This window comes from Oceanobacillus sp. B139/18, from assembly GCF_055524595.1.
Genome location: NZ_JBVFXI010000001.1, coordinates 193,740 through 216,724 on the forward strand (window position 1 = coordinate 193,740; position 22,985 = coordinate 216,724).

Consider the following 22,985-nt stretch of genomic DNA (forward strand, 5'->3'; position numbering starts at 1 on the left):
TTTACATTATGTTAATATATAGAAATGAAAGACTGGAGGTTCCTTGTTATGAAAAAAGATTTTGCAGTAATTGGTCTCGGAAGATTTGGCGGAAGCATTTGTAAAGAACTAAGCGATAAAGGAATGCATGTTCTCGCCATTGATTCGGATGAGACGAAGGTCAATGAATATAAAAATATTGCTTATCATGCCGTCGGACTTGATGCGACAGATGAAGATGCCCTGAAAGAGATAGGGATTACCAATTTTGATCATGTTATCGTAGCTATCGGAGAAAATATCCAGGCAAGTATTCTCGCCGCAGTTATCTTGACTGATTTAGAAATAAGAAGGATTACGGTGAAGGCCCAGAATGACTATCATGAAAAAATCCTGAATCGGATTGGCGTTCATCATGTCGTTCATCCGGAAAGAGATATGGGCAAGCGGCTGGCACATAACTTTATATCGAATAATATTTTAGAGTATCTGGAGCTATCCAACGAGCACAGCATCGTAGAGGTTATCGCAGGCAAGAAAATGATTGGTAAAAATTTAATTACACTGGATGTCCGGGCAAAGTTTGGGTGTAATATTGTTGCGATAAAAAGAGGATCAGAAATTGATGTATCCCCTGAAGCAGATGAGCCTCTCCATGAAGGAGATATACTTATTGTGATTGGGGCAGATCAGGATATTAACCGGTTTGAAAAAGCATTTATTTTTGATTAACTATATAAGTGCGCCCTCTTTAAAAGGCCCTTTCACATTGAATATCTTTGTGAAAGGGCCTTTTCCAATTTATCAGCTAAAGCTGTTCATTGTCAAAGCGGTAGATAAGAAGGCGCTCGTCTGGATTCAGCCAGTATGCTTTTAGTTTTATTTCCTGCAATAATTCAAAAGGGCTATCATATTCAAGGAATTGAATATATGTATCATGAGGGTAATATAGAATAATATCTACCATCCTCGGGGCCTCTTCAACTGATTTTAAAATATTAGAGGTAATGCGCTTAAAAATTTGTACAGAAAAAGGATTGAAAAAATAAAAATGATTATCCTTTGCACGAATTTTATATTCCTCTGCCAAGCAGCAAATAAATTGAATATCGGTCCGCTTATCCTCAGCGTTTATTGATTGTGTATATGTTTGTAAATTATGCTGGGCATCGTTAAAAAAATGCGTGTTCATTTCAATGCCAGTTACCGATATCTGCTGAAAAAAATCAAGATAAAAGGCTAAACGTCCTTTTCCACATCCAAAATCGATGACAGCGCCTTGTTTATCAAGCGTATAATTTTTCGTTAATTTTTCCAAAGCGCTGTATGGAGTCGGCTCATAAGGATTGTAATGATGTGATTCAGGATAGATTGTTTTCTTATCCTCGATGGTATGAATTTGCAACAGCTTATCATAATATTTATCCTTCATAAACAAGTACCTCTTTCTGGACAGCAGTGCCGCCCATTTTAAAGAAAAGCTCCATTCTCCAAAAATAATTTTTCAGGAGAATGGAGCTTTTGTTCTTTATATTTCCATAATGATTGGTAAGACCATTGGACGACGTTTCGTTTTTTCATATAAGAATGGAGCAATCGTATCTGTAATTTCATTTTTAATTTCAGACCATTGTGTTGTACGGCGTTCCATTACTTTTTCTAAATGCTTAGAGACAAGTTTTTGCGCATCGTTGATAAGGTCTTCTGATTCACGCATATAGACAAAACCGCGAGAAATGATATCTGGACCTGATTCAATTTTAAATTCTTTCATGTTGATACTTACAACAACAATTACTAAGCCTTCTTCAGATAGAATTCTGCGGTCTCTAAGAACAATATTCCCGATATCGCCAATTCCGCTTCCATCAACATAGATAGATCCGGACGGGATTTTACCTGCAATCGCAGCTTGGTCTTTTCCAAGGGCCAGTACATCTCCATTGTCCATAATAAAGGAATGATTTTCTTTGACCCCGCATGATTCAGCTAATTTCATATGCTCGATTAACATACGATATTCCCCATGAATCGGCATGAAGAATTTCGGTTTGATTAAACGAAGCATCAGTTTTTGCTCTTCTTGACTTCCATGACCAGAAGTATGAATATTATTCAGTTTTCCGTGAATAACATCCGCTCCTGCACGGTATAATTTATTGATAGTTCTGCTTACGCTGACAGTGTTCCCCGGGATTGGCGAGGATGAAAATACAACGGTATCTCCAGGAATAAGCTGAATTTGCCGATGTGTTCCATTAGCAATTCGAGAGAGTGCTGCCATCGTCTCGCCTTGTGAACCAGTACAGAGGATCGTCACTTCATTTGCCGGAAGACGATTAATTTGGTTTCCGTCAATAAACGTATCTTTAGGTGCCTGGATGTAACCCAGCTCCTGGCCAATGTTTATCGCGGATTCCATACTTCTTCCGAAGACAGCAACTTTACGGTTATGCTTCACGGACGCTTCAACTACTTGCTGGAGGCGATAAATATTAGACGCAAACGTAGCAAAAATCAGTCTGCCGTCAACACGGCTGAATATATCCTGAATGCTTTCACCAACGACGCTTTCTGACATTGTAAATCCAGGTACTTCACTATTCGTACTATCGGATAGGAGGCATAATACTCCTTCTTCGCCAATTTGAGCCATTTTAGCAAGGTTTGCTGGTTCACCGACTGGTGTGAAATCAAATTTGAAATCGCCGGTATGAACGACATTTCCAGGTGGTGTTTTTACAACAATACCAAATGAATCTGGAATACTGTGTGTAACACGGAAAAAGCTAACGGAAGTTTTACGGAATTTTATCACATCGTCTTCTTGAATGGAAATTAGCTTGGTACTGCGTAATAAACCGTGTTCTTCTAATTTATTACGAATTAAACCGAGAGCTAATTTTCCGGCATAAATTGGCACATTAATTTGTTTTAATAAGAATGGGATTCCACCAATATGATCTTCGTGACCATGTGTAACAAAAAGACCCTTGATTTTATCTTGATTTTGCACAAGATAGGTGTAATCCGGGATTACATAATCAATACCAAGAAGGTCATCCTCAGGGAATTTGATTCCTGAATCAATAAGGATAATCTCATCCTGGAATTGAACTGCATACGTATTTTTGCCGATTTCCCCAAGTCCACCCAGGGCAAATACAGCCGTCTGATCATTTTTTACAAACTTCATTATTATACGTTCTCCACTTCAAAATTGCCGGTACTTTTTTCGTATTCGAGATGTGCCTCATCTAATACTTGAATGTACTCAATGTTAATATCGCGGTCACTAATTTTTGATCTTGCTTCTCTGACGGATTCAGCTTCTACATAGAGGCTCTCCGTACGTTCTCTTACAGGCACTTCTTTACGTGATGCCTGATATAATACTTTAAAAATCATTTCATCTCTCCTTTAAAATTTAAAAACTATATTTAGTCAGGGTTATTCATACGATGTGTTGTATTCCGTTATAAAAGGCAAGTTTCCGTCAGCTCACCTGAAAAATGGCTTTTCTAATTAAGAATGATATTCTTATTTGGCTGTTCATTATTTATTAGTAGTTGGTACGCGTCCCTCTTTGCCTAGTAAATCCTTCAAACGTTTTTTAAGTTTCTCTTTAAGACGTTTCAGCATAAGGACTCACTTCTCCTTCCGATAATATAGAAAAGCAAATTTAACCCTCTACCGTCCAATCCTCTTATCTATAGTATAGTACGAAATTGGAAAGAATTAAATAAAAAACGATAAATAATAAAAAATATTCCTTTGTTCGTGTTTGCTAAACTATTTCTATCATCGTCTAAATCAGCAATTTTATACAGTTTGAAAAGAATTTTCCGGGAGCGCTGAATTAATTGATTTCAATGGAATTATCCGGAATGGCAAAAGGATTCCCTTCGTTGATCCGGTCAAAAAACATAATACCGTTTGTATGATCGATTTCATGTTGAAAAACAATAGCCGGATAATCTTTTAAACGCAATTTAACTGGATTATCATTTATATCTGTTGCAGTTATAGTAATACGAGCGTGTCTTGGGACATATCCTTCTATAACACGGTCAACAGATAAGCAGCCCTCTCCATTTTGCAAGTATGCCTGCTCTACAGAGTGACTGATGATTTTAGGGTTGGCCAGTCCCATACTGTATTTTTTCCCTTTGCTGTCTTCAAAATGCAGTGCAATCAATTGTTTTTCAATGCCAAGCTGAGGGGCAGCCAGACCTACTCCGGCTCTTAAATTATATTTTTCAGCTATTTCATCATCTTGACTATTTTTTAAGAATTGAAGCATATCTTCTAATAATTGTTTGTTTTCCGCAGACAGCGGCACATCTACCTTAGCGGCTTTTTTTGTTAAAGAAGGATGTCCTTCTCTGACAATATCTTTCATTGTTATCATGTGTACGACTCCTTTATATCTGTTTATTTACGTTATAGAGGATGTTCAAAAGGTTCCTGAAGAATAAGCGGCAAATTCTTTTATTGGCTTTTCCAGAGCGAAGCGATTCTCGCTACATTGAAAATCGTTCGTTCCTTTTGAACACGTTAGCTTAAATTATAAAATAATGCGAGACAGGTCTGTTGCTTATCATAACACATAAATTTAAACATGGATGATATTTCATATTATAAAATAGGAGGGGAGGATGTAAAAGGTTTTGCTCTAGTCTTTCCTGAACTTCGCATCATATGTTACAATTTTAGTCGTATATAGTTTAAAAAACGGATACATAGGAAAAACAAAAAGAAACGTACATATTGGAGGTTTTTTTGTGTCAAAAAAAGGTTATTTATACGCAATTATTATTTCTTCTTTATTATTCATTGCTGCATGCAGCAGTAAATCTGCTGAAGAACAAATACATGATCATCTTGAAGAAGCAATTCAAATAGAAAAAGGATATGAAACGCAGCAGCAGGAAATTGAAGAACTGGAGCAGCAGGAACAGGAAATATTCAGTCAGATTGTGGAGCTGGATATGGAGCAATTTGATCAGATTCAAGAATTATCACAGGAAGCCATTTCTATCGTTGAACAAAAGCAGGAAAAGCTTGGTGAAGAAAGAGAAAGCATTGAAGCTTCTCAAGAAGAATTTGAACAAGTGGAGTCCCTTATCTCTGATTTAGAGGATGAAAATGTTCAGCAGGAAGCAGAAAGCATGTATGACATCATGATAGAGCGATATACAACATACTATGATTTAAATGATACATATCAAACTTCCGTCGACCAGGAAAAAGAGTTATATGAAATGCTGCAGCAGGAAGAGCTTGAACAGGATGAAGTAACCGGTCATTTAGAAGCTTTAAATGAAAATTATGAAAGAATTATTGCATTGAATGAAGAATTTAATCAATTGACAGCTGACTATAATGAAGCAAAACGTACATTTTATGAAGCATCGGGTTTAAATGTAAGTTATGAAGACGAATCAGATGCCGATACAGAAGAATAATGACCGTTAAGCACCTCCTGCTCAGGAAAAACCTGCGCAGGAGGTTTTTTTGAAGAATAGGAAAGTATATAAAAAAATGCTGAATATAGCCGCTCCAACAGGTTTCATGGGCTGAGTAATCTCAGGCCCCAGAAATACACTGCGCTTTCCGTGAGCACGAGCTCAGTCTCCTTTAAAGAAGACTTGCTGATTGGCAAGCCAATAGGTGTAGACAGAGCTAAAGTTGGGACTTCGATTACTCGTCCCATCAAAAAGCGTCGCTAGAATTAGCGTTATTTTCTTGTGAAAAAGCAAATAAAACTTAATTCTTCTTAGATGGGGGCGACTTCCCGCAGCGGACATCTCTTCGGCGAGAACACTGATGTTTTAAAGACCAAGCGGTATTCTTGGTTTTTCTTAAGCGGGTAGGATCGGATGTTCTTATGGAGCATATGTATGCTGCAAAGAAAAAATTACAGCACGATGTTTTATGCAGGGAATGATACAAAATTGATACAGTTTTTTTACATAGTAATACAGTTTTTACTTGATGGAGCAGGGAGCAGCAAACCCTTGGATAATATATCAATGTACAAGAAACAAACTGATTGACCATCCATAAAAAATGAGCTAAGATAATAGGAGATAAAAATTGTATTACTTTCTATTGCTCGTCCTTTTAGAACAGTAGTGATAAAATAATACAGATTAAAAATTTCTGCATTAGGGTAAAGGTATTAGTATGTAATTTTTATTGTTTAAGGGTAGAATAGTAAAAGAATACTTAATTTTGATATAAGAAAGGAAGAGGTGAATCATTTTGAAACAGGTACTTGAAAATATTGAAAACCAATTCGAAATGTTCCAAGTTCTAGATGAAAATGGAAAAGTTGTAAACAAAGATGATCTCCCTGATTTATCAGATGATGAATTGAAGGAGTTAATGAGACGCATGGTATATACACGTATACTTGATCAGCGTTCCATTGCACTTAACCGTCAAGGACGCTTAGGTTTCTATGCGCCGACTGCCGGTCAGGAGGCTTCTCAGTTAGGAAGTCAATTTGCATTAGAGCAAGATGATTTTATTTTACCGGGATATCGTGATGTTCCACAGTTGATTTGGCAGGGGCTTCCATTATACCAGGCTTTCTTATTCTCTAAAGGACATTTTCACGGAAACCAATATCCGGATGAATTAAGAGCATTAAGTCCGCAGATCATAATCGGCGCACAGTATGTTCAAACAGCTGGTGTAGCACTTGGTTTGAAAAAACGCGGCAAGAAGAATGTAGCAATCACTTATACAGGTGACGGCGGTACTTCTCAAGGTGATTTCTACGAAGGAATAAACAATGCTGGCGCATTTAAAGCTCCTGCTATTTTTGTTGTGCAAAATAACCGTTTTGCTATTTCTGTTCCTGTAGAAAAACAAACCAATGCAAAAACATTAGCTCAAAAAGCTGTTGCTGCCGGAATTGAAGGAATTCAAGTAGACGGCATGGACGTTTTAGCAGTTTATGCAGCAACTAAAATGGCTCGTGACCGTGCAGTAGCAGGTGAAGGTCCTACCTTAATCGAAACATTAACTTACCGTTTTGGACCGCATACCATGTCTGGTGATGATCCAACTCGCTACCGTACAGAAGATATGGATAAAGAGTGGGAGCAAAAAGATCCGCTTGTTCGTTTCCGTAAATACCTCGAAGGTAAAAAGCTTTGGACAGAAGAAGATGAGAACAAAGTAATTGACGAAGCGAAAGAAGATATTAAAAAAGCAATTAAACAAGCTGAACAACAGCCTAAACAAAAAGTTACCGATTTAATTGATAATATGTATGAAGAGCTTCCAACTCATTTACAGGAGCAAAAAGAAATCTATCAAGCAAAGGAGTCGAAATAAATCATGGCACAAATGACAATGATTCAAGCAATCACTGATGCAATGCGCGTTGAGCTGAAAAATGACGAAAACGTGCTTGTATTTGGTGAAGATGTTGGACAAAATGGCGGAGTTTTCCGTGCTACGGAAGGTCTTCAAGATGAATTCGGCGAAGACCGTGTATTTGATACGCCGCTTGCTGAATCAGGAATTGGCGGCTTAGCCATTGGTTTAGCAATGGAAGGGTTCCGTCCGGTTCCAGAAATCCAGTTTTTCGGCTTCGTTTATGAAGTAATGGATTCGATTAACGGCCAAATGGCTCGTTTGCGTTATCGCTCCGGCGGCCATTACAATGCGCCAATTACTGTTCGTGCACCATTTGGCGGCGGGGTTCACACGCCTGAACTGCATGCGGACTCTTTAGAAGGTCTTATTGCACAACAGCCGGGTATGAAAGTAGTTATTCCATCTACACCATATGAAGCAAAAGGACTGCTTATTTCTGCAATTCGCGATAATGATCCGGTTGTATTTTTAGAGCATATGAAGTTATACCGTTCTTTCCGCGGGGAAGTTCCGGAAGAAGATTATACCGTAGAGCTTGGAAAAGCTGACGTAAAACGTGAAGGTACTGACGTTACGTTACTTGCTTATGGCGCAATGGTGCATTCTTCATTAAAAGCAGCTGAAGAATTAGAGAAAGATGGTATTTCAGCAGAAGTAATCGACTTGCGTACGGTTTCTCCAGTAGATTATGACACCATTTTAGAGTCTGTTAAGAAAACAAATCGTGTCGTATTTGTCCAAGAAGCACAGCGTCAAGCTGGTATCGCTGGACAAGTTATTTCTGAAGTGCAAGAAAGAGCAATTTTACATTTAGAAGCTCCTATTCTTCGTGTTACTGCACCGGACACAGTTTATGCATTCTCTGATGCAGAGGAAGTATGGCTGCCAGACCATAAAGACATTGTTGAAAGAGTAAACGAAGTAATCAATTTCTAAATTATTTAGGAGGTCAAATCCATGGCATTTAATTTTAAATTACCAGATATCGGTGAAGGAATTCACGAAGGCGAGCTCGTTAAATGGTTCGTTAAAGAAGGCGACGAAGTAAAAGAAGACGATGTGCTTTGTGAAATTCAAAATGATAAATCTGTCGTTGAGATTCCATCTCAGGTAGACGGAACAGTTACAAAAATCCATGTGGCAGAAGGTGAAGTTGCAGTTGTAGGTGATACGTTAATTTCATTTGATGCAGAAGGATACGATGATGAAGAAGAGGAAGATACTAAATCAGACGATGCTTCTTCGGAATCAAAAGAGGAAAAAGCGGAAGAAAATGCGGATCAAGCGTCTGACGACAATGCAACTGAATCAGATGACAAGCGTGTTATCGCAATGCCATCTGTTCGTAAATTCGCACGTGAAAATGATGTGAATATTAAAGATGTACAAGGATCCGGCAAAAACGGACGTATTACAAAAGAAGATGTAGAAAGCTTCTTAAGCGGAGATCAGCCTGAGGCTTCTTCTGAATCTGCAGAACCGGCAACTTCTGAAGATACACAAGCAGCTGCTTCTCCACAAGGACAGTATCCGGAAACACGCGAGAAAATGACAGCAATGCGTAAAGCAATTGCTAAATCAATGGTTAACTCTAAATCAAAAGCTCCACACGTTACGTTAATGGACGAAGTGGATGTTACAGAATTAGTAGCTCACCGTAAGAAATTCAAAGCAGTTGCAGCAGAACAGGAAATCAAGTTAACGTACATGCCATATGTCGTTAAAGCATTGGTATCTGCGTCTAAGAAATTCCCAATCCTTAACTCTTACATTGATGATGCAACGGATGAAATTGTAGAAAAACATTACTACAATGTCGGAATTGCTGCAGACACAGATCGCGGACTTTTAGTGCCGGTTGTGAAAGATGCAGATAAAAAATCCATCTTCCAGATTTCTGATGAAATCAATGAATTGGCAGTTAAAGCGAGAGATGGTAAACTGAAACCAGACGAAATGAAAGGTGCTTCCAATACGATTTCCAATATTGGTTCAGCTGGCGGTCAGTGGTTCACTCCAGTATTAAACTATCCAGAGGCAGCTATTCTCGGAATTGGTCGTATTGCTGAAAAACCTGTCGTTCGTGATGGTGAAATCGTAGTGGCTCCAGTTCTTGCTGTATCCCTAAGCTTTGATCATCGTATCGTTGATGGTGCAACTGCTCAAAATGCATTGAACCAAATCAAACGTTTATTGAATGACCCACAATTAATTATGATGGAGGCGTAAGTCATGGTAGTAGGAGATTTCCCGGTAGAAGTAGACACACTTGTCGTTGGTGCTGGTCCAGGAGGCTACGTTGCAGCAATTCGTGCAGCACAGCTGGGACAAAAGGTTACAATTGTTGACAAAGGTGAATTAGGCGGCGTTTGTTTAAACGTTGGATGTATTCCTTCTAAAGCACTTATTGAAGCAGGGCACAAATATCAGAATGCAAAAGGCTCTGATGATTTAGGTATTACAACAGAAAACGTAAGTCTTGACTTCTCTAAAGTACAAGATTGGAAAGCATCTGTTGTAAACAAACTTACTTCTGGTGTTCAAGGACTGTTAAAAGGAAATAAAGTGGATATTGTAAAAGGGGAAGCTTACTTTGTAGATGAGCATACGGTAAAAGTTGCCGGCGAAAAAGACTCTCAAACTTACAAATTTAACAACTGTATTCTTGGTACTGGTTCTTCACCAATTGAAATCCCTTCTTTCAAATTCTCTGAAAGAGTATTGGATTCTACAGGAGCATTGGCTCTAACTGAAGTTCCTGAAAAATTAGTTGTTATCGGTTCTGGTTATGTTGGAACTGAGCTTGGTACAGCTTATGCAAACTTTGGCACAGAAGTAACGTTCTTAGAAGGTGCTAAAGATATTCTTGGCGGCTTTGAAAAACAAATGACACAAGTTGTTAAAAAAACGCTGGATAAAAAAGGTGCTAAAATTGTTACAGAAGCAATGGCTAAAGGTGCAGAAGAAACAAAAGATGGCGTAAAAGTAACTTATGAAGCAAATGGCAAAGAAGAAGTCATTGAAGCTGATTACGTACTTGTTACAGTAGGACGCCGTCCAAACACAGAAGAACTTGGCTTAGAACAAATTGGTGTTGAAAAAGATGACAGAGGCTTGATTAAAGTAGATAATCAAGGAAGAACTTCTGTAAGCAACATCTTTGCAATCGGTGATATCGTTCCTGGTCCGGCTCTTGCTCATAAAGCATCTTATGAAGCTAAAATTGCTGCAGAAGCAATCAGCGGTGAAAAAGCAGCTATTGACTACAACGCTATCCCGGCAGTAGCATTTACGGAACCTGAATTAGCAACAGTAGGTCTGTCTGAACAAGCTGCGAAAGATGCAGGCTATGACGTAAAAGCTGCGAAATTCCCATTTGCAGCAAATGGACGTGCATTATCGTTAAACACTTCAGAAGGTTTTGTGAAGCTGGTTACCCGCAAAGAAGATGGTCTTATCATCGGCGGCCAAATCGCTGGTCCAAATGCGAGTGACATGATTTCTGAAATCGGACTGGCTATCGAAGCTGGAATGACAGCAGAAGATATTGCATTAACTATCCATGCTCATCCAACACTAGGTGAGATTACGATGGAAGCTGCAGAAGTAGGCTTGGGTACTCCAATCCACACAATGTAATTTTGTTGAAGATAAAGGCATGCACCGGATACGGGCATGCCTTTTTTGAACAGTAAGAAAGTATAAAATGTTGAGGATAGTCGCTCCAACGGTTTCATGGGGAGAGTAATCTTAGGCCCCAGAAATACACTCCGCTTTCCGTGAGCCCCTGGCTCATCTCCTTTAAAGGAGATGAGCGCAAGCCCATGGAAAGTGTAGTGTTTTTCCGCCCTGACAACATTGCTGCGATTACTCGTCCCATCGAAAACATTTGTACGCCGGAAAGGGGAGTGGCGGTTGAAGGAGCTGCGCACAAATACCAATTCTAAAAAAGCCGGATATTTAATCAAAAAGCAAGTATGATGATCGAGAATATGTTCCTCATGAAATAGCAAAATATATAAGCTTATTCTTATATAAAAAGGGAGTCAGACACCTTGGGTTATTAAAGCAGGTGCCTGGCCCCCTTTTATCATGCAATAAATTTATTCTAAAGGGTTTTATTCATTGATGCGGATTCTAGTAAATAATTTGATCACTTGCGCTGACAATGGATTCTAATGTCTCCATAAGATCCCCGCGCGACATGTGATTTTCAATGGAGTAAATAACATCTTCATCTTTAAGTAAGTAAACACTATTATTATTTAAAGTATAATCTGACGGCAGCTCCTGATTATCCATGGTACGTTTTTCCGGACTGGAAATTTCATCTGGATATTTTGCCTTCAAATCAACAAATGTATTCATATAACTATCATTATCTTCAGCTGGAGGAACATATATAACATGATAGTCTGTAAATTCAAATTCAATAACTTGCATGTTCTCTTCATGTTGACAGCTATTTAATATGGGAATCATAGTAAATAAAAGTAGAATGATACCAAATTTCTTCATTCTATGTCACCTCTTCCCGAAAATAAAAGCAATCACTGTCACTTTTGTTTTCGCTGGATATAAATAGTTTAACAAATAAAATCCAGTATTTAAGAGATGTTATAAAATAGTAACGAAAATGATATTAGAGTAACATTCTTCTGTAGCAATGTGTAATACTTTTGAATGAAAAGTAATGCTAAACGTGTTTTGGTGTCGAAAACTGGACATAAAAAAGCTCTCCTTAAGCATCGTGTGATTTATAATTACGATACTCAAGGGGAGCTTTCTGAGATTAATCCTGTTAACTACGTTTTATTTTGCAGTTGTTTTCGTCTTCTTCTTTCGATATCAGCAGCATCCAGTTTCAATGTTTTTACCAGAGAGAGAACTATTAAAATCATTATTACTGAGAAAGGCAAGGCTGCAATAATGGAAGCAGTCTGTAAAGCCCCTAATCCTCCTTGCCACAACAACACTGCAGCGGTAGCTGACTGCACAATTCCCCATACTAATTTAACCTGATAAGGAGGATATAAGCTTCCGCCTGTTGTTTGCATTCCGAGTACAAATGTAGCTGAGTCAGCTGATGTGATAAAGAATATGGCAATCAATAAAATAGAAATCAGTGAAAGGACTGTTCCAAATGGGAAGTTTTCAAGCAGAGAGAACAGAGCTACTTCTTCTCCGTATTGACTAATTTCGCTGGCAATATTCGTTGTTCCCTGTAAATCAAAGTACATTGCTGTACCACCATATACAGTAAACCATAATGCTCCAAAAATTGTAGGTACGAGTAATACGCCAATAACAAATTCACGTATTGTACGGCCTCGGGAAACCCGAGCTATAAATGTTCCTACAAACGGAGCCCATGCTAACCACCATGCCCAGTAGAAAATTGTCCAATCGTTAATCCATTCTGTATTTCCAGTGTCAAATGCATCTAATCTCAAGCTCATACTAGGAAGGTTTTGAATGTAATTTCCTGCTGTATTTGTAAATAAGCTTAAAATATAATCAGTTGGACCCACGAATAATAAAAATAGCATTAACGCAATAGCAAGAACAATATTTGCGTTACTGAGGACTTTAATACCCTTATTTATTCCACTTAACGTAGAGATAATAAATAAGATGGTAACAACAATTATAACAATAAGCTGAAGCATGATCCCGGAATCGAGATTAAAAACGTAGGCGAGGCCTCCGCTGATTTGAATTGCTCCAAAGCCTAAAGAGGTTGCTACACCAAACACAGTAGCAAAGACAACTAAAGTGTCAATGGCTGTCCCCCAGCCGCCTTTCACTTTATCGCCGAAAAGTGGAACTAATATAGAACTTACTAATCCTGACGAATTATGACGAAATTTAAAGTAAGCTAATGCCAAACCGACAATGGCGTAAATTCCCCAAGGGTGGAAGCCCCAGTGGAAGAAGCTGTATTGCATCGCTACTGCAGCAGTTTCAGTTGTCCCTAGTTCACCATAAGGGGCGCTGTCAAATAAATGTAAAACAGGCTCTGCAGTACCCCAGAAAACCAGGCCTATACCCATTCCGGCACTGAACAGCATAGCGAACCAGCTAATATAATTAAATTCAGGTTTATCTTCGGGTTTTCCTAATTTAATGGTTCCATACTTCGAAAATATTAAGAAAAAAGCTACCCCGATAAATATCGTCGTTACTATTAAGTAATACCAGCTAAAATGATTGACGATAAAGGCTTGAATGGTACCTGTTACGTTATCCAAATTAGCAGTTGGTAAAACACTTGGCGGGATAATGCCCCACAATATAAAAAGCAGTACGATTGCTGACGAAATCCAGAAAACTTTTGTTACTTTCTTCACTAAAAAATCTCCTCCTACCTGTTATTTAGTAAAATACCCTTGTTAGTAAGAAATAAACAAGATATTCTGTTTTTTCTATGTGAGCCGTACGATTGCTCATTGTAACATATTAACCTATAATAATACTAGTAAACTATTATGAAACGTGGAGGTTTTTGTAGAATGTTGAAGAAAAGCAGTTTGATGTTGATGGTTATTTTTATAATTGGTGTCCTTGCTGCCTGTAATTCAGGAGCTACAAATGAAAATGCCGACGGTCAAACAGAAGAACAGACAGATGATACAGAAGAAAATACGGAGAACAATGGAGAAAGTGATGAGTCTGATCAAACGGAAGAACCAGACGCAGAAGGAACGGAAGATGAAGATGTGAATGATGAATCCGAAGAAAATCAAGAGCCGGTTTACTACATAGACGAAGAAACAGCAGCAATTCACCCTATTGATGATGCAGATGAGAACGTAGTCCTTCTAACCATTGATGATGCACCTGATGAGTATGCTCTGGAAATGGCTGAAACATTGCAGGAAAAGGATGCGAAAGCAATATTCTTTGTGAATGGACACTTTATTGAAGATGAAGAAGGACAAGAGGCGTTGAAAACCATCCATGAAATGGGATTCCCAATCGGTAACCATACGTATTCTCATCCGGTGATTCCGGAAATTCCTGAGGATGAACAGACAGAGGAAATCGTCAGCCTAAACGATAAAATTGAAGAAATTATTGGTGAACGTCCGCAATTCTTTCGGGCACCACATGGCGCGAATTCAGATCATTCACGCGAGGTTGTAAAGGAAGAAGGAATGGTTTTAATGAATTGGACGTACGGTTTTGACTATTTTGAGGAATATCAGGATGCAGATAAATTAAAAGAAGCTCTTATTTCAGGAGAAGCACCTGAAATAGATATTAACTATTCCTTATTGCAGCCTGGAGCCAATATTTTGATGCATGACCGCGAATGGACGAATGAAGCACTGGGAGACGTTATTGACGGCTTGAGAGAGCAAGGTTATGAGATGGCTGATCCAACGTTAATTGAAACATTAGAATAAAAACATGGGGAGGGGACACCGTGTATCAAACTAGGGTTACCAAGCTGTTAAATATTAAATATCCGATTATTCAAGGGGGATTGGCTTACTTGGCCTATGCTGACCTTGCTGCAGCAGTAAGTAATGCCGGCGGTCTGGGGCAGGTTACTGCGATGAGCTTAGAATCTCCCGAAAGCTTGAAAGCAGAAATTCAAAAAGTAAAGCAGCTAACAAAAAAGCCGTTTGGTGTAAACTTTGCTATTGGGCAGCATGGCAGAAAATTTGATCACATGGTAAAGGCGGCTATAGAGGAGCAAATCCCTGTTGTGTCTGTAACTGGAGGAAATCCTGCTGGTGTATTTGATATGCTAAAAGGACATCCTATTAAAAAACTTGTCTTGGTTGCCTCCGTCAGACAGGCTGTAAAAGCGCAGGAATTAGGAGCGGATGCTGTGATGGTTGTTGGACAAGAGGGCGGGGGCCACTTGGGCAGAAGCGATACAGGCACCATTGTTCTCGCGCCGCAAGTAGCGGATGAACTTGAAATTCCAGTCATTGCATCAGGAGGTATCGTCGATGGGAGAGGCTTGATGGCTGCGCTTGCTCTTGGAGCGGAAGGCATTGAAATGGGTACAAGATTTATTGCAACAAAGGAAGTTCAGGCGCATATAAATTATAAAAAAGCAATTGTATCTGCCGGTGAAGGAGATACCGTAGTTATTAAACGTTCATTAGGCACACCTGCAAGGGCATTACGAACGCCATTTACAGAAAATATTCTTTCGCTGGAAGAAAAGTACGGGAATAATTATGAGCAGTTAAAGGATTATATTAGTGGAGAGGTAAATCAAAAATATATCCATTCTGGAAAGGCTTCAGATGGTTTTGGCTGGGCAGGCCAAGGCGTGAGCCGTATTCAGCAGATTTTAAGTGTAGAAGAAGTGATGGACTCCATTATACGGGAAGCAGACGGAATTAAAGAAAAATGGGGTAAAGAGGTGTAAAAATGAATTATACGTATCCGATGGATGAAACGTGGTCTACTAATGAGGTTATTGATGTTGTCAATTTTTTTTCATTAATCGAGCAGGCATACGAGAAAAAGGTCCGACGGTCAGATCTTCTTTCTTTATATCGGCGTTTTAAAGAGATTGTTCCGTCAAAAAGTGAAGAAAAACAATTATTTGAAGAGTTTAAGCGCTCTTCTGGATATTCCAGCTACCATGCTGTGAAAAAAGCAAGAGAGTCTCAAGATGATTTTATTTCGATAAAATGAAGAAAATCCCCCTAAACTTTTATCTGTTTAGGGGGATTTTTTATGCATCACGGCTGTCGATTGCTAATTTATAAAGCGGAATCAGCTGTTCATATGTTTCGGTTATCATTGTAAATAGTTCCTTATCATTTTGTAAAATCGGATCATCCCAGGATAGATGTCTGCCGATCAAAAACTCGGCTTTTTTTACATCACGGAAACGTTCTACCTCTTTTTCAGTTAATGCTTCCAGGGAAATTGCATCTTTTTTAGTATGATCTAATGAAACAACAAAGGAAGAAGGAAGACTTTTTATTTCTTCAAAATGATCTAAATAGCTTGCTGCAATTTTTGATTTGTTCGGTAATTCATAAATAAGAGCCAGCCAGATAAATAAATGATCATCAAATAATCCAACTTGGAAGTGAGGGTGTTTTTTATAGCCTCTTTTGTTATCTGCGATTGCCAGCCAGGTATCATTGGGCGGATTTACACTTCTGCGTGCGTGTCTGGCAATATGTAAATAAAGCTCTTGATCTGTTTTCTCAGACAAATAAGAGACGAGTTCTTCCCCGATTGCTTGAAATTTTGGCTGTATTCTGTTCTGGATAGCTTCCATACGATCGTCTAACCCATCGATTGCAAATGTTTGAAAATCTTCTTTTGTAAAATGATATAATTCCACAAAATACCATCCTTTCCGTCATTAATATATACCTTTTTCAATATAAATTATTATTCTTTATCTGAAATAAGAAGTCAAGCGAGAGCAGGAAACCTTAAAAAGGAATATTTAAAAGCAATATTTTAAAGATTAGGAAAGTATAAATAGCTGAAGCTAGCCGTTCCAACGGGTGTCACGGGGGAGTAATCTTAGATCTTAGAACTATACTCCGCTTTCCGTGGGTCCCGAGCTCATCTCCTTTAAAGAAGACTTAGCGATTGGCAAGCCGACAGGCGTAGACCCCGCAGAAAGCGGTTTTCTTCTGAGGAGGCTGAATGTTGCCCGCGGAAAGCGACTTCCCGTAGCGGATATCTCTTTGGCGAGGACACCGGTGATTTAAAGATCAAGTGGTATTCTTGTTTTTTAAAATCCCGGGAAATGTTTAGTACTTCAAAAAGAGGGTATAGAGAGGTAAGAAATAAATTGATTTTTTAGTTTTTAGTGAACAAATTACCTTGTGAATCATAATATATAGCACATACATGAAACGAAAAGAAATGGTTGGCCCTTAAGTGAACTGTGAATTTCCTTATAAAGGAGTGATAGGATGAAATATGTTATGGAAGCTCTCCGTCGAAAAGAAGCAGAAGAACGTCTCCCTGTCATCAAATTAGAAATTGATTATGAATTGGCTACGTTATATGATGCGATGCAGGAGAAAGACACTGTACAAATTATCAAATCTAAAGAGAGGCTGAAGCAGCTCAGTGAGCAGTGGATAAGCCTTATCGATTAAATAATATTAGAATACCCTAATATATAGCCGCTTTCTTTATCAAAAAAAAGGAGAGAAAACTCCCTCTTCAAGCGCGTAGAGATAAGGGGGAGATGAATCTCCTAAGCACAAAAGATTGATTTGGAGTGTCACAACTGTTCAACATCGAATCGAACAAACATTCCGAGTTCGTCCTTCTTCTACTATAATAGACAGGAGGAGGTTAGAAGCTATGAAAATAACAAAAGCATTTCATCTATCCGAACAAAAAACAAATCACCTTCATCCATAAGACAATCGGCTGCTCCCGTTTTGTCTACAACTATTTTACAGGAAAACAAAAAGAAAAAGACCACTATTGGCATACGGTGAATGAAATGGTACAAACGGACAGCTTCTTCAAAATAATTGGAAGGGCGAATTTTTCAATAAAAATAAGGCAATCAAAGCGGTCCCAGAATTGAAGAAAACTTATCCCTTCCTCAAAGAAGTTGATAGCATTGCCCTTCAAAAAGCCGTTGAAAACGTGAACGATTCCTATACACGTTATTACAAGAAACAGAACAAGGCTCTCATTTTAAATCGAAGAAGAACCCTATTCAATCGTATACAACCAAATATGTCAATGGAAACATTGCTGTATTGGATAAACATATCAAACTGCCTAAGCTCGGATTGGTTCGTTTTGCCAAAAGTCGGGAGGTGGAAGGGCGTATTATGAGTGCAACGATCCGGCGCAATCCTTCAGGCAAGTACTTTGTGTCGATTGTAGTTGAAACGGAAATTGGACACGATGAAAAACAGGTTCCTCTGTAGGCATCGATGTCGGATTAACCGATTTTGCTACCCTTTCCGATGGGACGGAGTATGAAAATCCAAGGTTTTTCCAGACATTAGAAAAGAAGCTGGCAAAAGCGCAGGTGATTCTTTCAAGGCGACAGGTGGGCTCGGCGAATTGGCAGAAACAAAAACGAAAAGTAGCCCGGCTTCATGAAAAAATTGCTAATAAAAGAAAAGACATGGTGGATAAGATCTCCACCGATAAGGAGACAAGCTAAAACCGCCGCGTCCTGCGGCAACGCTTGCATGACCAACAACCTGTTGGCCTAAACCACAATATCATCGGGATAGAAGATTTGTTTATGAAAAACATGTTAAAGAATCAAAATCTTGCGAAAGCGATTAGCAAATGTATCCTGGTCAACGTTCCGAACGATGCTGGAATATAAAGCGGCCTGTTATGGAATGCAGGTTGTTGTAGTTGCGAAAAACTATCCATCCAGTCAGTTATGTTCTCATTGTGGACACCAAAACAAAGGAGTTAAAAACCTTGCTTTGCGTGCATGGACGTGTGATATCTGTCAATACCATCATCAAAGAGATAGGAACGCAAGCAGGAATCTTCGTAAGGAAGCATTGCGATTAACCGCAGGGACTGCGGGGCTAGTCTAATCCATAACTGACCGATGGGTTGGTGTTCTTAGGAATCTCTCACTTCAAGCACCTTGAAGGTTGGTAAGTGGGGGTAGTTCAAAAGAAAGAGCATATTAGGGTTGTTTATTGAATATTTCCATCCTCAATTATTCCTTTGTAGTAAGTTTAGGATTGGTTTAATAAAGAGGAGTCTGATAAAATAAGCTTACATGTAGTTTTTGGAGGCGATATATAAATGAATCAGCAACAAAGACAGAAAATTTATGAAACAGCAAAACGTTGGATATATGAGGCAGGGGCCGAAATTCGAGAGCATATGAATGATCCACTGGATATTGAAACAAAATCTAATCCGAATGATTTAGTAACGGCACTGGATAAACAAACGGAAAAATTCTTTGTAGACCGGATTCATCAAGCTTATCCAGAGCATCACATTATTGGCGAGGAAGGCTTCGGGGACACATTGTATAGTGTCGACGGGACTATATGGATTATTGATCCGATTGACGGAACAATGAACTTTGTCCACCAAAAACGCTCATTTGCAATATCTATTGGTATTCTACATAATGGCATAGGTGAGATTGGTTTTGTTTATGATGTGATGGGTAATCAGCTTTACCATGCTAAGCGCGGTGAAGGTGCCTTTAAAAATGAAACCCGATTAGAACCATTGGATAAAAAGAAAAAATTGGAAGAATCTATTATCGGCATGAACCATTTTTGGTTATGTGAGAATCGTGTGGTAGCTTATCCAGTTATGCAAAAATTTGTGCGTACGGTAAGAGGTACACGGACAATTGGATCGGCAGCATTAGAATTAGCGAGTGTAGCTGAAGGGGTTCAAGATGCTTATCTTGCTTTAAGTCTGGCACCATGGGACGTTGCCGGCGGAATTATATTGAATCAGGAAGTTGGCGGTGTTGCCGGAGATGTAGACGGAAACCCTTGGAACCCGCTGGAAAGAGCACCGGCTGTCGTGGCTAATCCTGCAATCCATGATTCCATTATAGGATTTTTAAAGGAAGGAAGGAAATAATCATCCCTTCCTTTTTTTCTTTCTGGACATTGCAAATCCGAATACAGAAAATGCTAGGATAATACATAAAATGATGGCCCATACATTTCGGAAAGCAATAGCCAAGCCCACTAAAATAAATAACAGAACAACTAGAAATGCTAATAATAGCATGGAAATATCAATTTTCTTCATTTTTAACCGCCTTTACTATTTGTCCACAAACCAGTATAAAGGATAATAACGAGAACTTCAAAAAACAGACATATAATTTTTCATTTTTCTCTAGTCATATGAAAGCACTTTTAGTATGATTAAGGAAGCGTGTAAATGTGTATCTTCTATTAGATAAGGTGGCATGTAAGTTATGGTATTTGATTATGTCTTTGAATTGAATGGAACCGACAATATTTTCTGGATTTTTTATGTAATGAATCTAATTCTTTCAGCAATAGCTTATCAGCTGGGCTTTGCAAAAAAGCTCCCGATTGCAAAAAATATCATTGTATACATACTATTAATGGTTGGAACATTTGTTATAACTATCTTCTCCACGGTAATGAGAATGCCTACAATAGAATGCTTGATAATTATCATATTAGTGTTGGGTATATACCGTTTTCGTCTGCATCGAGAGAGAAAAAATCGCAGCGATGTACAAGAGGATAATGCATAAGCAAAAAAAGTATGAGAAGCCGTCCGTTTTTAAATCGGAGAAAGTTATTAGGAAAAAGTGGATATCACTAAAAAAAGCAGAGAGTCGATAATCGGCTTCTCTGCTTTTTAATGGAATAAAAAAATACAGGTTATAGGAAATCATCTACTTTCTTTTCTTCTTGATAAAAGCGAAATTTTCCTGTTGCCAGTCTTTTTTTTGTATTTTCTTCAATGCGGTCATAGCAAGTAGTACATAAATGAATATTTTTTCTGCGATTGCGCAATCTTTTCGCATGTGGTGAATTATTTTCTATTTCTTCCACTTTATCGCATATGGTGCATTTAACCTGCATGTTTCCACCTCAATTCGGTAATAAGAGTAAAACAAATTCTTTAGAAAGTGCCTGTTCAAAAAGTATGATGAAAAAGACCGGCCAGCTATGAATGCGATGTTCCAGATTTGGGATTACGTACTTCATCGAAGCGTTCTGGCGCAATTCCGGCACTAGACTACCGCTGCGCATTGCCGTGTCATTTTTATTGGACTTTTTGAGCATTCTCTTATATAACACACTATAAGTATAGCATATTTTATAGAGCTAATTAAATAATCAAAGTTTGAAAAGGTGAGAAGTGGGAATGATAACAATAAAGAAGTACCTGATTTTCAGCAATCCTATTTTGCCTGAGGAAGCAGGGGAAAGGGATTTCTTAAGTAAAATGAAGTTTCAATTTATGGAAAGGATGATAACATGAAAAAAAGATATGTGGTATCAGCATTAGGAGCAGTCGGAGCGGGTGTTGCCGGTGTATTATTGACAGATAGAAAGAAACGAAAAAAAATAAAATCATCGCTGGGAACTTTAAGGGTATTTGAAAACGCCGGAAAACCTGATGAATTTGCGGAAGAAGAATTGGACCAATTGGAAAATGCTAAAATGGTTTCCGAGGGGTCGCAATTTGGAGTACAGTACTATAATGAAAAAAAGGCTGAAATGAATCAGCTGTCAAAAGAAGAAAATGAAAAAAGATAATAGAAAGTCCGCCCGCTGCTTATTTTATAGACAGCGGGCGGACTTTGTTAATGATTAATGAATATGAATTTCTTTAATATACTTAATTGGATTATCCTGATTAGAGCCATCTTTATAATAAAAGTGAACGGGACCATCTTCACGAAGCGGCTTTCCTTCTAAGGAAAAAAGCAAATAACCATTCTTGGCGTCTTCTAAAGCTATTTTTTCGTTTTCTCCATTGCTTTTAATAAATTCAACTTTCGCAGCGTCTGCTTTTGGTTCTGCATTATTCAGAAAATCATGCAATGGGATAACATAGCTGTTTTTTAAATACGCTTCCCCTTCCATCTTCGAGATACTCCGGTTTACAGGCGGTTTTTGAAAGTTTGAAGTAAATGTTTCTTGTTCTTCTGGTTCCGTAAAAGCATTTTCTAATTCCACTTTTCTATCATCAAAAATCCATACAGTTGGATCAAGTGTGATAGGATAGCCGACATTTCCTTTAATCATTACGATCATATTATTTTATCCCCCTACGTATATACATACATGCAGTGCAAATCAAGATAGGGAAGCGTTTGCTTCACAAATGCAGTTTGCACGTACTTCCAACTATTAGAATAGCAAAGATTAGGAGTACTTTCATCTATTTTAATTCAGAAAGCTGCAACATCTGCCTGCCCTTGATTTTAACAAAAAAAGGAATAAAAAGCGTATTTTTAACATTATACTTAAGTTATGTTTGCATTTTTGTGCTTGTAGCGATAATATTATATAAAGAATGTTAAAATGCGGAGGGGATTATATTGATGCCTGATGTAACGATTAATCACCGTGAAAAAGCCCACGCTCTTTTGAAAGCTGATGCTGATAAGATACTTCGTTTAATCGAGGTTCAGATAGAAAATTTGACGATGCCACAATGTCCTGTATATGAAGATGTACTGGATACGCAGATGTTTGGCTTATCTAGAGAAATTGATTTTGCAGTTCGTCTGGAATTGATTACAGAAGAAGAAGGACGAAATTTATTGGGAAACCTGGAGAAAAAGCTTAATATATTACATGAGGCTTCACAACGTACATTGTGAGTATATTTGCCGCTGCTGGGACAGTACCATAATAAAACTTTGCCAATTTAACAAACGGCAAGGTTTTTTTATAAGTTGGAGGATAACAATTGTCAGTGTGCATTGATTCTTATTCAGGAGTAGTCACGGCTGAATTTGAGCTTTGAATCCAAAAAAGTTCGGCAACAGCTTTCACTTTTTAGGCAGGATACATCGAAAGATGGCGGCTTTTAATGTGTATGCCCATGTTACCCTTACTATAATTGATAGAAAAATACATGAAGGCTGGCTGAATCTTAAATTAGGAAAGAAAAGATGAAGACGTTTCAAA

At 38.3% G+C, this 22,985-nt stretch carries 24 protein-coding genes and 1 pseudogene; 15 read left to right on the top strand and 10 right to left on the bottom strand.

Annotated elements, in window-relative coordinates:
• Positions 1–48 precede the first annotated feature (48 nt).
• Positions 49–711, top strand: coding sequence for a potassium channel family protein (locus tag ACZSMY_RS00900; protein ID WP_193063275.1), 663 nt, complete (start codon positions 49–51; stop codon positions 709–711).
• A 76-nt stretch (positions 712–787) separates the two neighbouring features.
• On the opposite strand, the gene ACZSMY_RS00905 is transcribed toward ACZSMY_RS00900, so the two are convergent.
• The 4 genes from ACZSMY_RS00905 to def form a co-directional block, all read right to left on the bottom strand.
• Positions 788–1,411, bottom strand: a complete 624-nt coding sequence (locus ACZSMY_RS00905; protein WP_465147405.1) for a methyltransferase — start codon at positions 1,409–1,411, stop codon at positions 788–790.
• A 96-nt stretch (positions 1,412–1,507) separates the two neighbouring features.
• Positions 1,508–3,175: a ribonuclease J1 gene (rnjA, locus tag ACZSMY_RS00910; protein WP_193063279.1), complete on the bottom strand. Its 1,668-nt coding sequence runs from the start codon at positions 3,173–3,175 to the stop codon at positions 1,508–1,510.
• A 2-nt stretch (positions 3,176–3,177) separates the two neighbouring features.
• Positions 3,178–3,387, bottom strand: a complete 210-nt coding sequence (locus ACZSMY_RS00915) for a DNA-dependent RNA polymerase subunit epsilon (protein WP_042535278.1) — start codon at positions 3,385–3,387, stop codon at positions 3,178–3,180.
• Positions 3,388–3,838: 451 nt separating this feature from the next.
• On the bottom strand, positions 3,839–4,390 hold the full coding sequence (def, locus tag ACZSMY_RS00920; protein ID WP_193063280.1) for a peptide deformylase: 552 nt from the start codon (positions 4,388–4,390) through the stop codon (positions 3,839–3,841).
• Positions 4,391–4,763: 373 nt separating this feature from the next.
• Here def and ACZSMY_RS00925 point away from each other — a divergent pair, with 373 nt between their 5' ends.
• From ACZSMY_RS00925 to lpdA, 5 genes are all read left to right on the top strand, one after another.
• Positions 4,764–5,447 carry a YkyA family protein gene (locus ACZSMY_RS00925; RefSeq protein ID WP_465147406.1) on the top strand — a complete coding sequence of 228 codons (684 nt, stop codon included), beginning with the start codon at positions 4,764–4,766 and terminating at the stop codon, positions 5,445–5,447.
• A gap of 799 nt (positions 5,448–6,246) precedes the next feature.
• Positions 6,247–7,329: a pyruvate dehydrogenase (acetyl-transferring) E1 component subunit alpha gene (pdhA, locus tag ACZSMY_RS00930; protein WP_193063284.1), complete on the top strand. Its 1,083-nt coding sequence runs from the start codon at positions 6,247–6,249 to the stop codon at positions 7,327–7,329.
• Positions 7,330–7,332: 3 nt separating this feature from the next.
• Positions 7,333–8,310, top strand: coding sequence for an alpha-ketoacid dehydrogenase subunit beta (locus tag ACZSMY_RS00935; RefSeq protein WP_042535270.1), 978 nt, complete (start codon positions 7,333–7,335; stop codon positions 8,308–8,310).
• Between the two features lie 21 nt (positions 8,311–8,331).
• Positions 8,332–9,603, top strand: coding sequence for a dihydrolipoamide acetyltransferase family protein (locus tag ACZSMY_RS00940; RefSeq protein ID WP_193063285.1), 1,272 nt, complete (start codon positions 8,332–8,334; stop codon positions 9,601–9,603).
• 3 nt (positions 9,604–9,606) lie between these two features.
• Positions 9,607–11,013: a dihydrolipoyl dehydrogenase gene (lpdA, locus tag ACZSMY_RS00945; protein ID WP_042535266.1), complete on the top strand. Its 1,407-nt coding sequence runs from the start codon at positions 9,607–9,609 to the stop codon at positions 11,011–11,013.
• A gap of 498 nt (positions 11,014–11,511) precedes the next feature.
• On the opposite strand, the gene ACZSMY_RS00950 is transcribed toward lpdA, so the two are convergent.
• Both ACZSMY_RS00950 and ACZSMY_RS00955 read right to left on the bottom strand, forming a co-directional pair.
• Positions 11,512–11,892, bottom strand: a complete 381-nt coding sequence (locus ACZSMY_RS00950) for a hypothetical protein (RefSeq protein ID WP_256704885.1) — start codon at positions 11,890–11,892, stop codon at positions 11,512–11,514.
• 287 nt (positions 11,893–12,179) lie between these two features.
• A complete protein-coding gene (locus ACZSMY_RS00955) occupies positions 12,180–13,724 on the bottom strand; it encodes a glycine betaine uptake BCCT transporter (RefSeq protein ID WP_256704884.1) in 1,545 nt (514 codons plus the stop codon).
• A 162-nt stretch (positions 13,725–13,886) separates the two neighbouring features.
• On the opposite strand from ACZSMY_RS00955, the gene ACZSMY_RS00960 reads away from it, so the two are divergent.
• From ACZSMY_RS00960 to ACZSMY_RS00970, 3 genes are read left to right on the top strand one after another with little or no spacing between them, the layout of a single operon-like run.
• Positions 13,887–14,783 (top strand): polysaccharide deacetylase family protein, encoded by an 897-nt coding sequence (locus ACZSMY_RS00960; RefSeq protein WP_465147407.1) that lies wholly within the window; start codon positions 13,887–13,889, stop codon positions 14,781–14,783.
• A gap of 20 nt (positions 14,784–14,803) precedes the next feature.
• Positions 14,804–15,766, top strand: coding sequence for an NAD(P)H-dependent flavin oxidoreductase (locus ACZSMY_RS00965; RefSeq protein ID WP_256704882.1), 963 nt, complete (start codon positions 14,804–14,806; stop codon positions 15,764–15,766).
• A 2-nt stretch (positions 15,767–15,768) separates the two neighbouring features.
• A complete protein-coding gene (locus ACZSMY_RS00970; RefSeq protein ID WP_256704881.1) occupies positions 15,769–16,038 on the top strand; it encodes a UPF0223 family protein in 270 nt (89 codons plus the stop codon).
• Positions 16,039–16,078: 40 nt separating this feature from the next.
• Here ACZSMY_RS00970 and ACZSMY_RS00975 read toward each other — a convergent pair whose 3' ends face one another.
• Positions 16,079–16,702 (bottom strand): YktB family protein, encoded by a 624-nt coding sequence (locus tag ACZSMY_RS00975; protein ID WP_256704880.1) that lies wholly within the window; start codon positions 16,700–16,702, stop codon positions 16,079–16,081.
• A gap of 586 nt (positions 16,703–17,288) precedes the next feature.
• Here ACZSMY_RS00975 and ACZSMY_RS00980 point away from each other — a divergent pair.
• The 3 genes and pseudogenes from ACZSMY_RS00980 to ACZSMY_RS00990 all read left to right on the top strand — a co-directional run bounded on the left by ACZSMY_RS00980 (position 17,289) and on the right by ACZSMY_RS00990 (position 19,932).
• Positions 17,289–17,477 carry a hypothetical protein gene (locus ACZSMY_RS00980; protein WP_256704879.1) on the top strand — a complete coding sequence of 63 codons (189 nt, stop codon included), beginning with the start codon at positions 17,289–17,291 and terminating at the stop codon, positions 17,475–17,477.
• A 233-nt stretch (positions 17,478–17,710) separates the two neighbouring features.
• Positions 17,711–18,908 (top strand): annotated as a pseudogene (tnpB, locus tag ACZSMY_RS00985) (IS200/IS605 family element RNA-guided endonuclease TnpB).
• A 217-nt stretch (positions 18,909–19,125) separates the two neighbouring features.
• On the top strand, positions 19,126–19,932 hold the full coding sequence (locus tag ACZSMY_RS00990) for an inositol monophosphatase family protein (protein ID WP_465147408.1): 807 nt from the start codon (positions 19,126–19,128) through the stop codon (positions 19,930–19,932).
• Here ACZSMY_RS00990 and ACZSMY_RS00995 read toward each other — a convergent pair whose 3' ends face one another.
• Positions 19,933–20,106 carry a DUF5325 family protein gene (locus ACZSMY_RS00995; RefSeq protein ID WP_175297073.1) on the bottom strand — a complete coding sequence of 58 codons (174 nt, stop codon included), beginning with the start codon at positions 20,104–20,106 and terminating at the stop codon, positions 19,933–19,935.
• 172 nt (positions 20,107–20,278) lie between these two features.
• Between ACZSMY_RS00995 and ACZSMY_RS01000 the strand changes: the two genes are divergently transcribed.
• Complete coding sequence (locus tag ACZSMY_RS01000; protein WP_042535249.1) at positions 20,279–20,587, top strand: YlaH-like family protein; 309 nt, start codon at positions 20,279–20,281, stop codon at positions 20,585–20,587.
• A 130-nt stretch (positions 20,588–20,717) separates the two neighbouring features.
• Here the strand turns inward: ACZSMY_RS01000 and ACZSMY_RS01005 are convergent, their stop codons facing one another.
• Positions 20,718–20,921: a YlaI family protein gene (locus tag ACZSMY_RS01005; protein ID WP_042535247.1), complete on the bottom strand. Its 204-nt coding sequence runs from the start codon at positions 20,919–20,921 to the stop codon at positions 20,718–20,720.
• Between the two features lie 399 nt (positions 20,922–21,320).
• Between ACZSMY_RS01005 and ACZSMY_RS01010 the strand changes: the two genes are divergently transcribed.
• Positions 21,321–21,602 (top strand): hypothetical protein, encoded by a 282-nt coding sequence (locus ACZSMY_RS01010; RefSeq protein WP_256704877.1) that lies wholly within the window; start codon positions 21,321–21,323, stop codon positions 21,600–21,602.
• A gap of 54 nt (positions 21,603–21,656) precedes the next feature.
• Here the strand turns inward: ACZSMY_RS01010 and ACZSMY_RS01015 are convergent, their stop codons facing one another.
• Complete coding sequence (locus ACZSMY_RS01015) at positions 21,657–22,103, bottom strand: hypothetical protein (RefSeq protein ID WP_256704876.1); 447 nt, start codon at positions 22,101–22,103, stop codon at positions 21,657–21,659.
• A 290-nt stretch (positions 22,104–22,393) separates the two neighbouring features.
• On the opposite strand from ACZSMY_RS01015, the gene ACZSMY_RS01020 reads away from it, so the two are divergent.
• Positions 22,394–22,675: an Fpa/YlaN family protein gene (locus tag ACZSMY_RS01020; RefSeq protein WP_042535242.1), complete on the top strand. Its 282-nt coding sequence runs from the start codon at positions 22,394–22,396 to the stop codon at positions 22,673–22,675.
• The last annotated feature ends 310 nt before the right edge of the window (positions 22,676–22,985 follow it).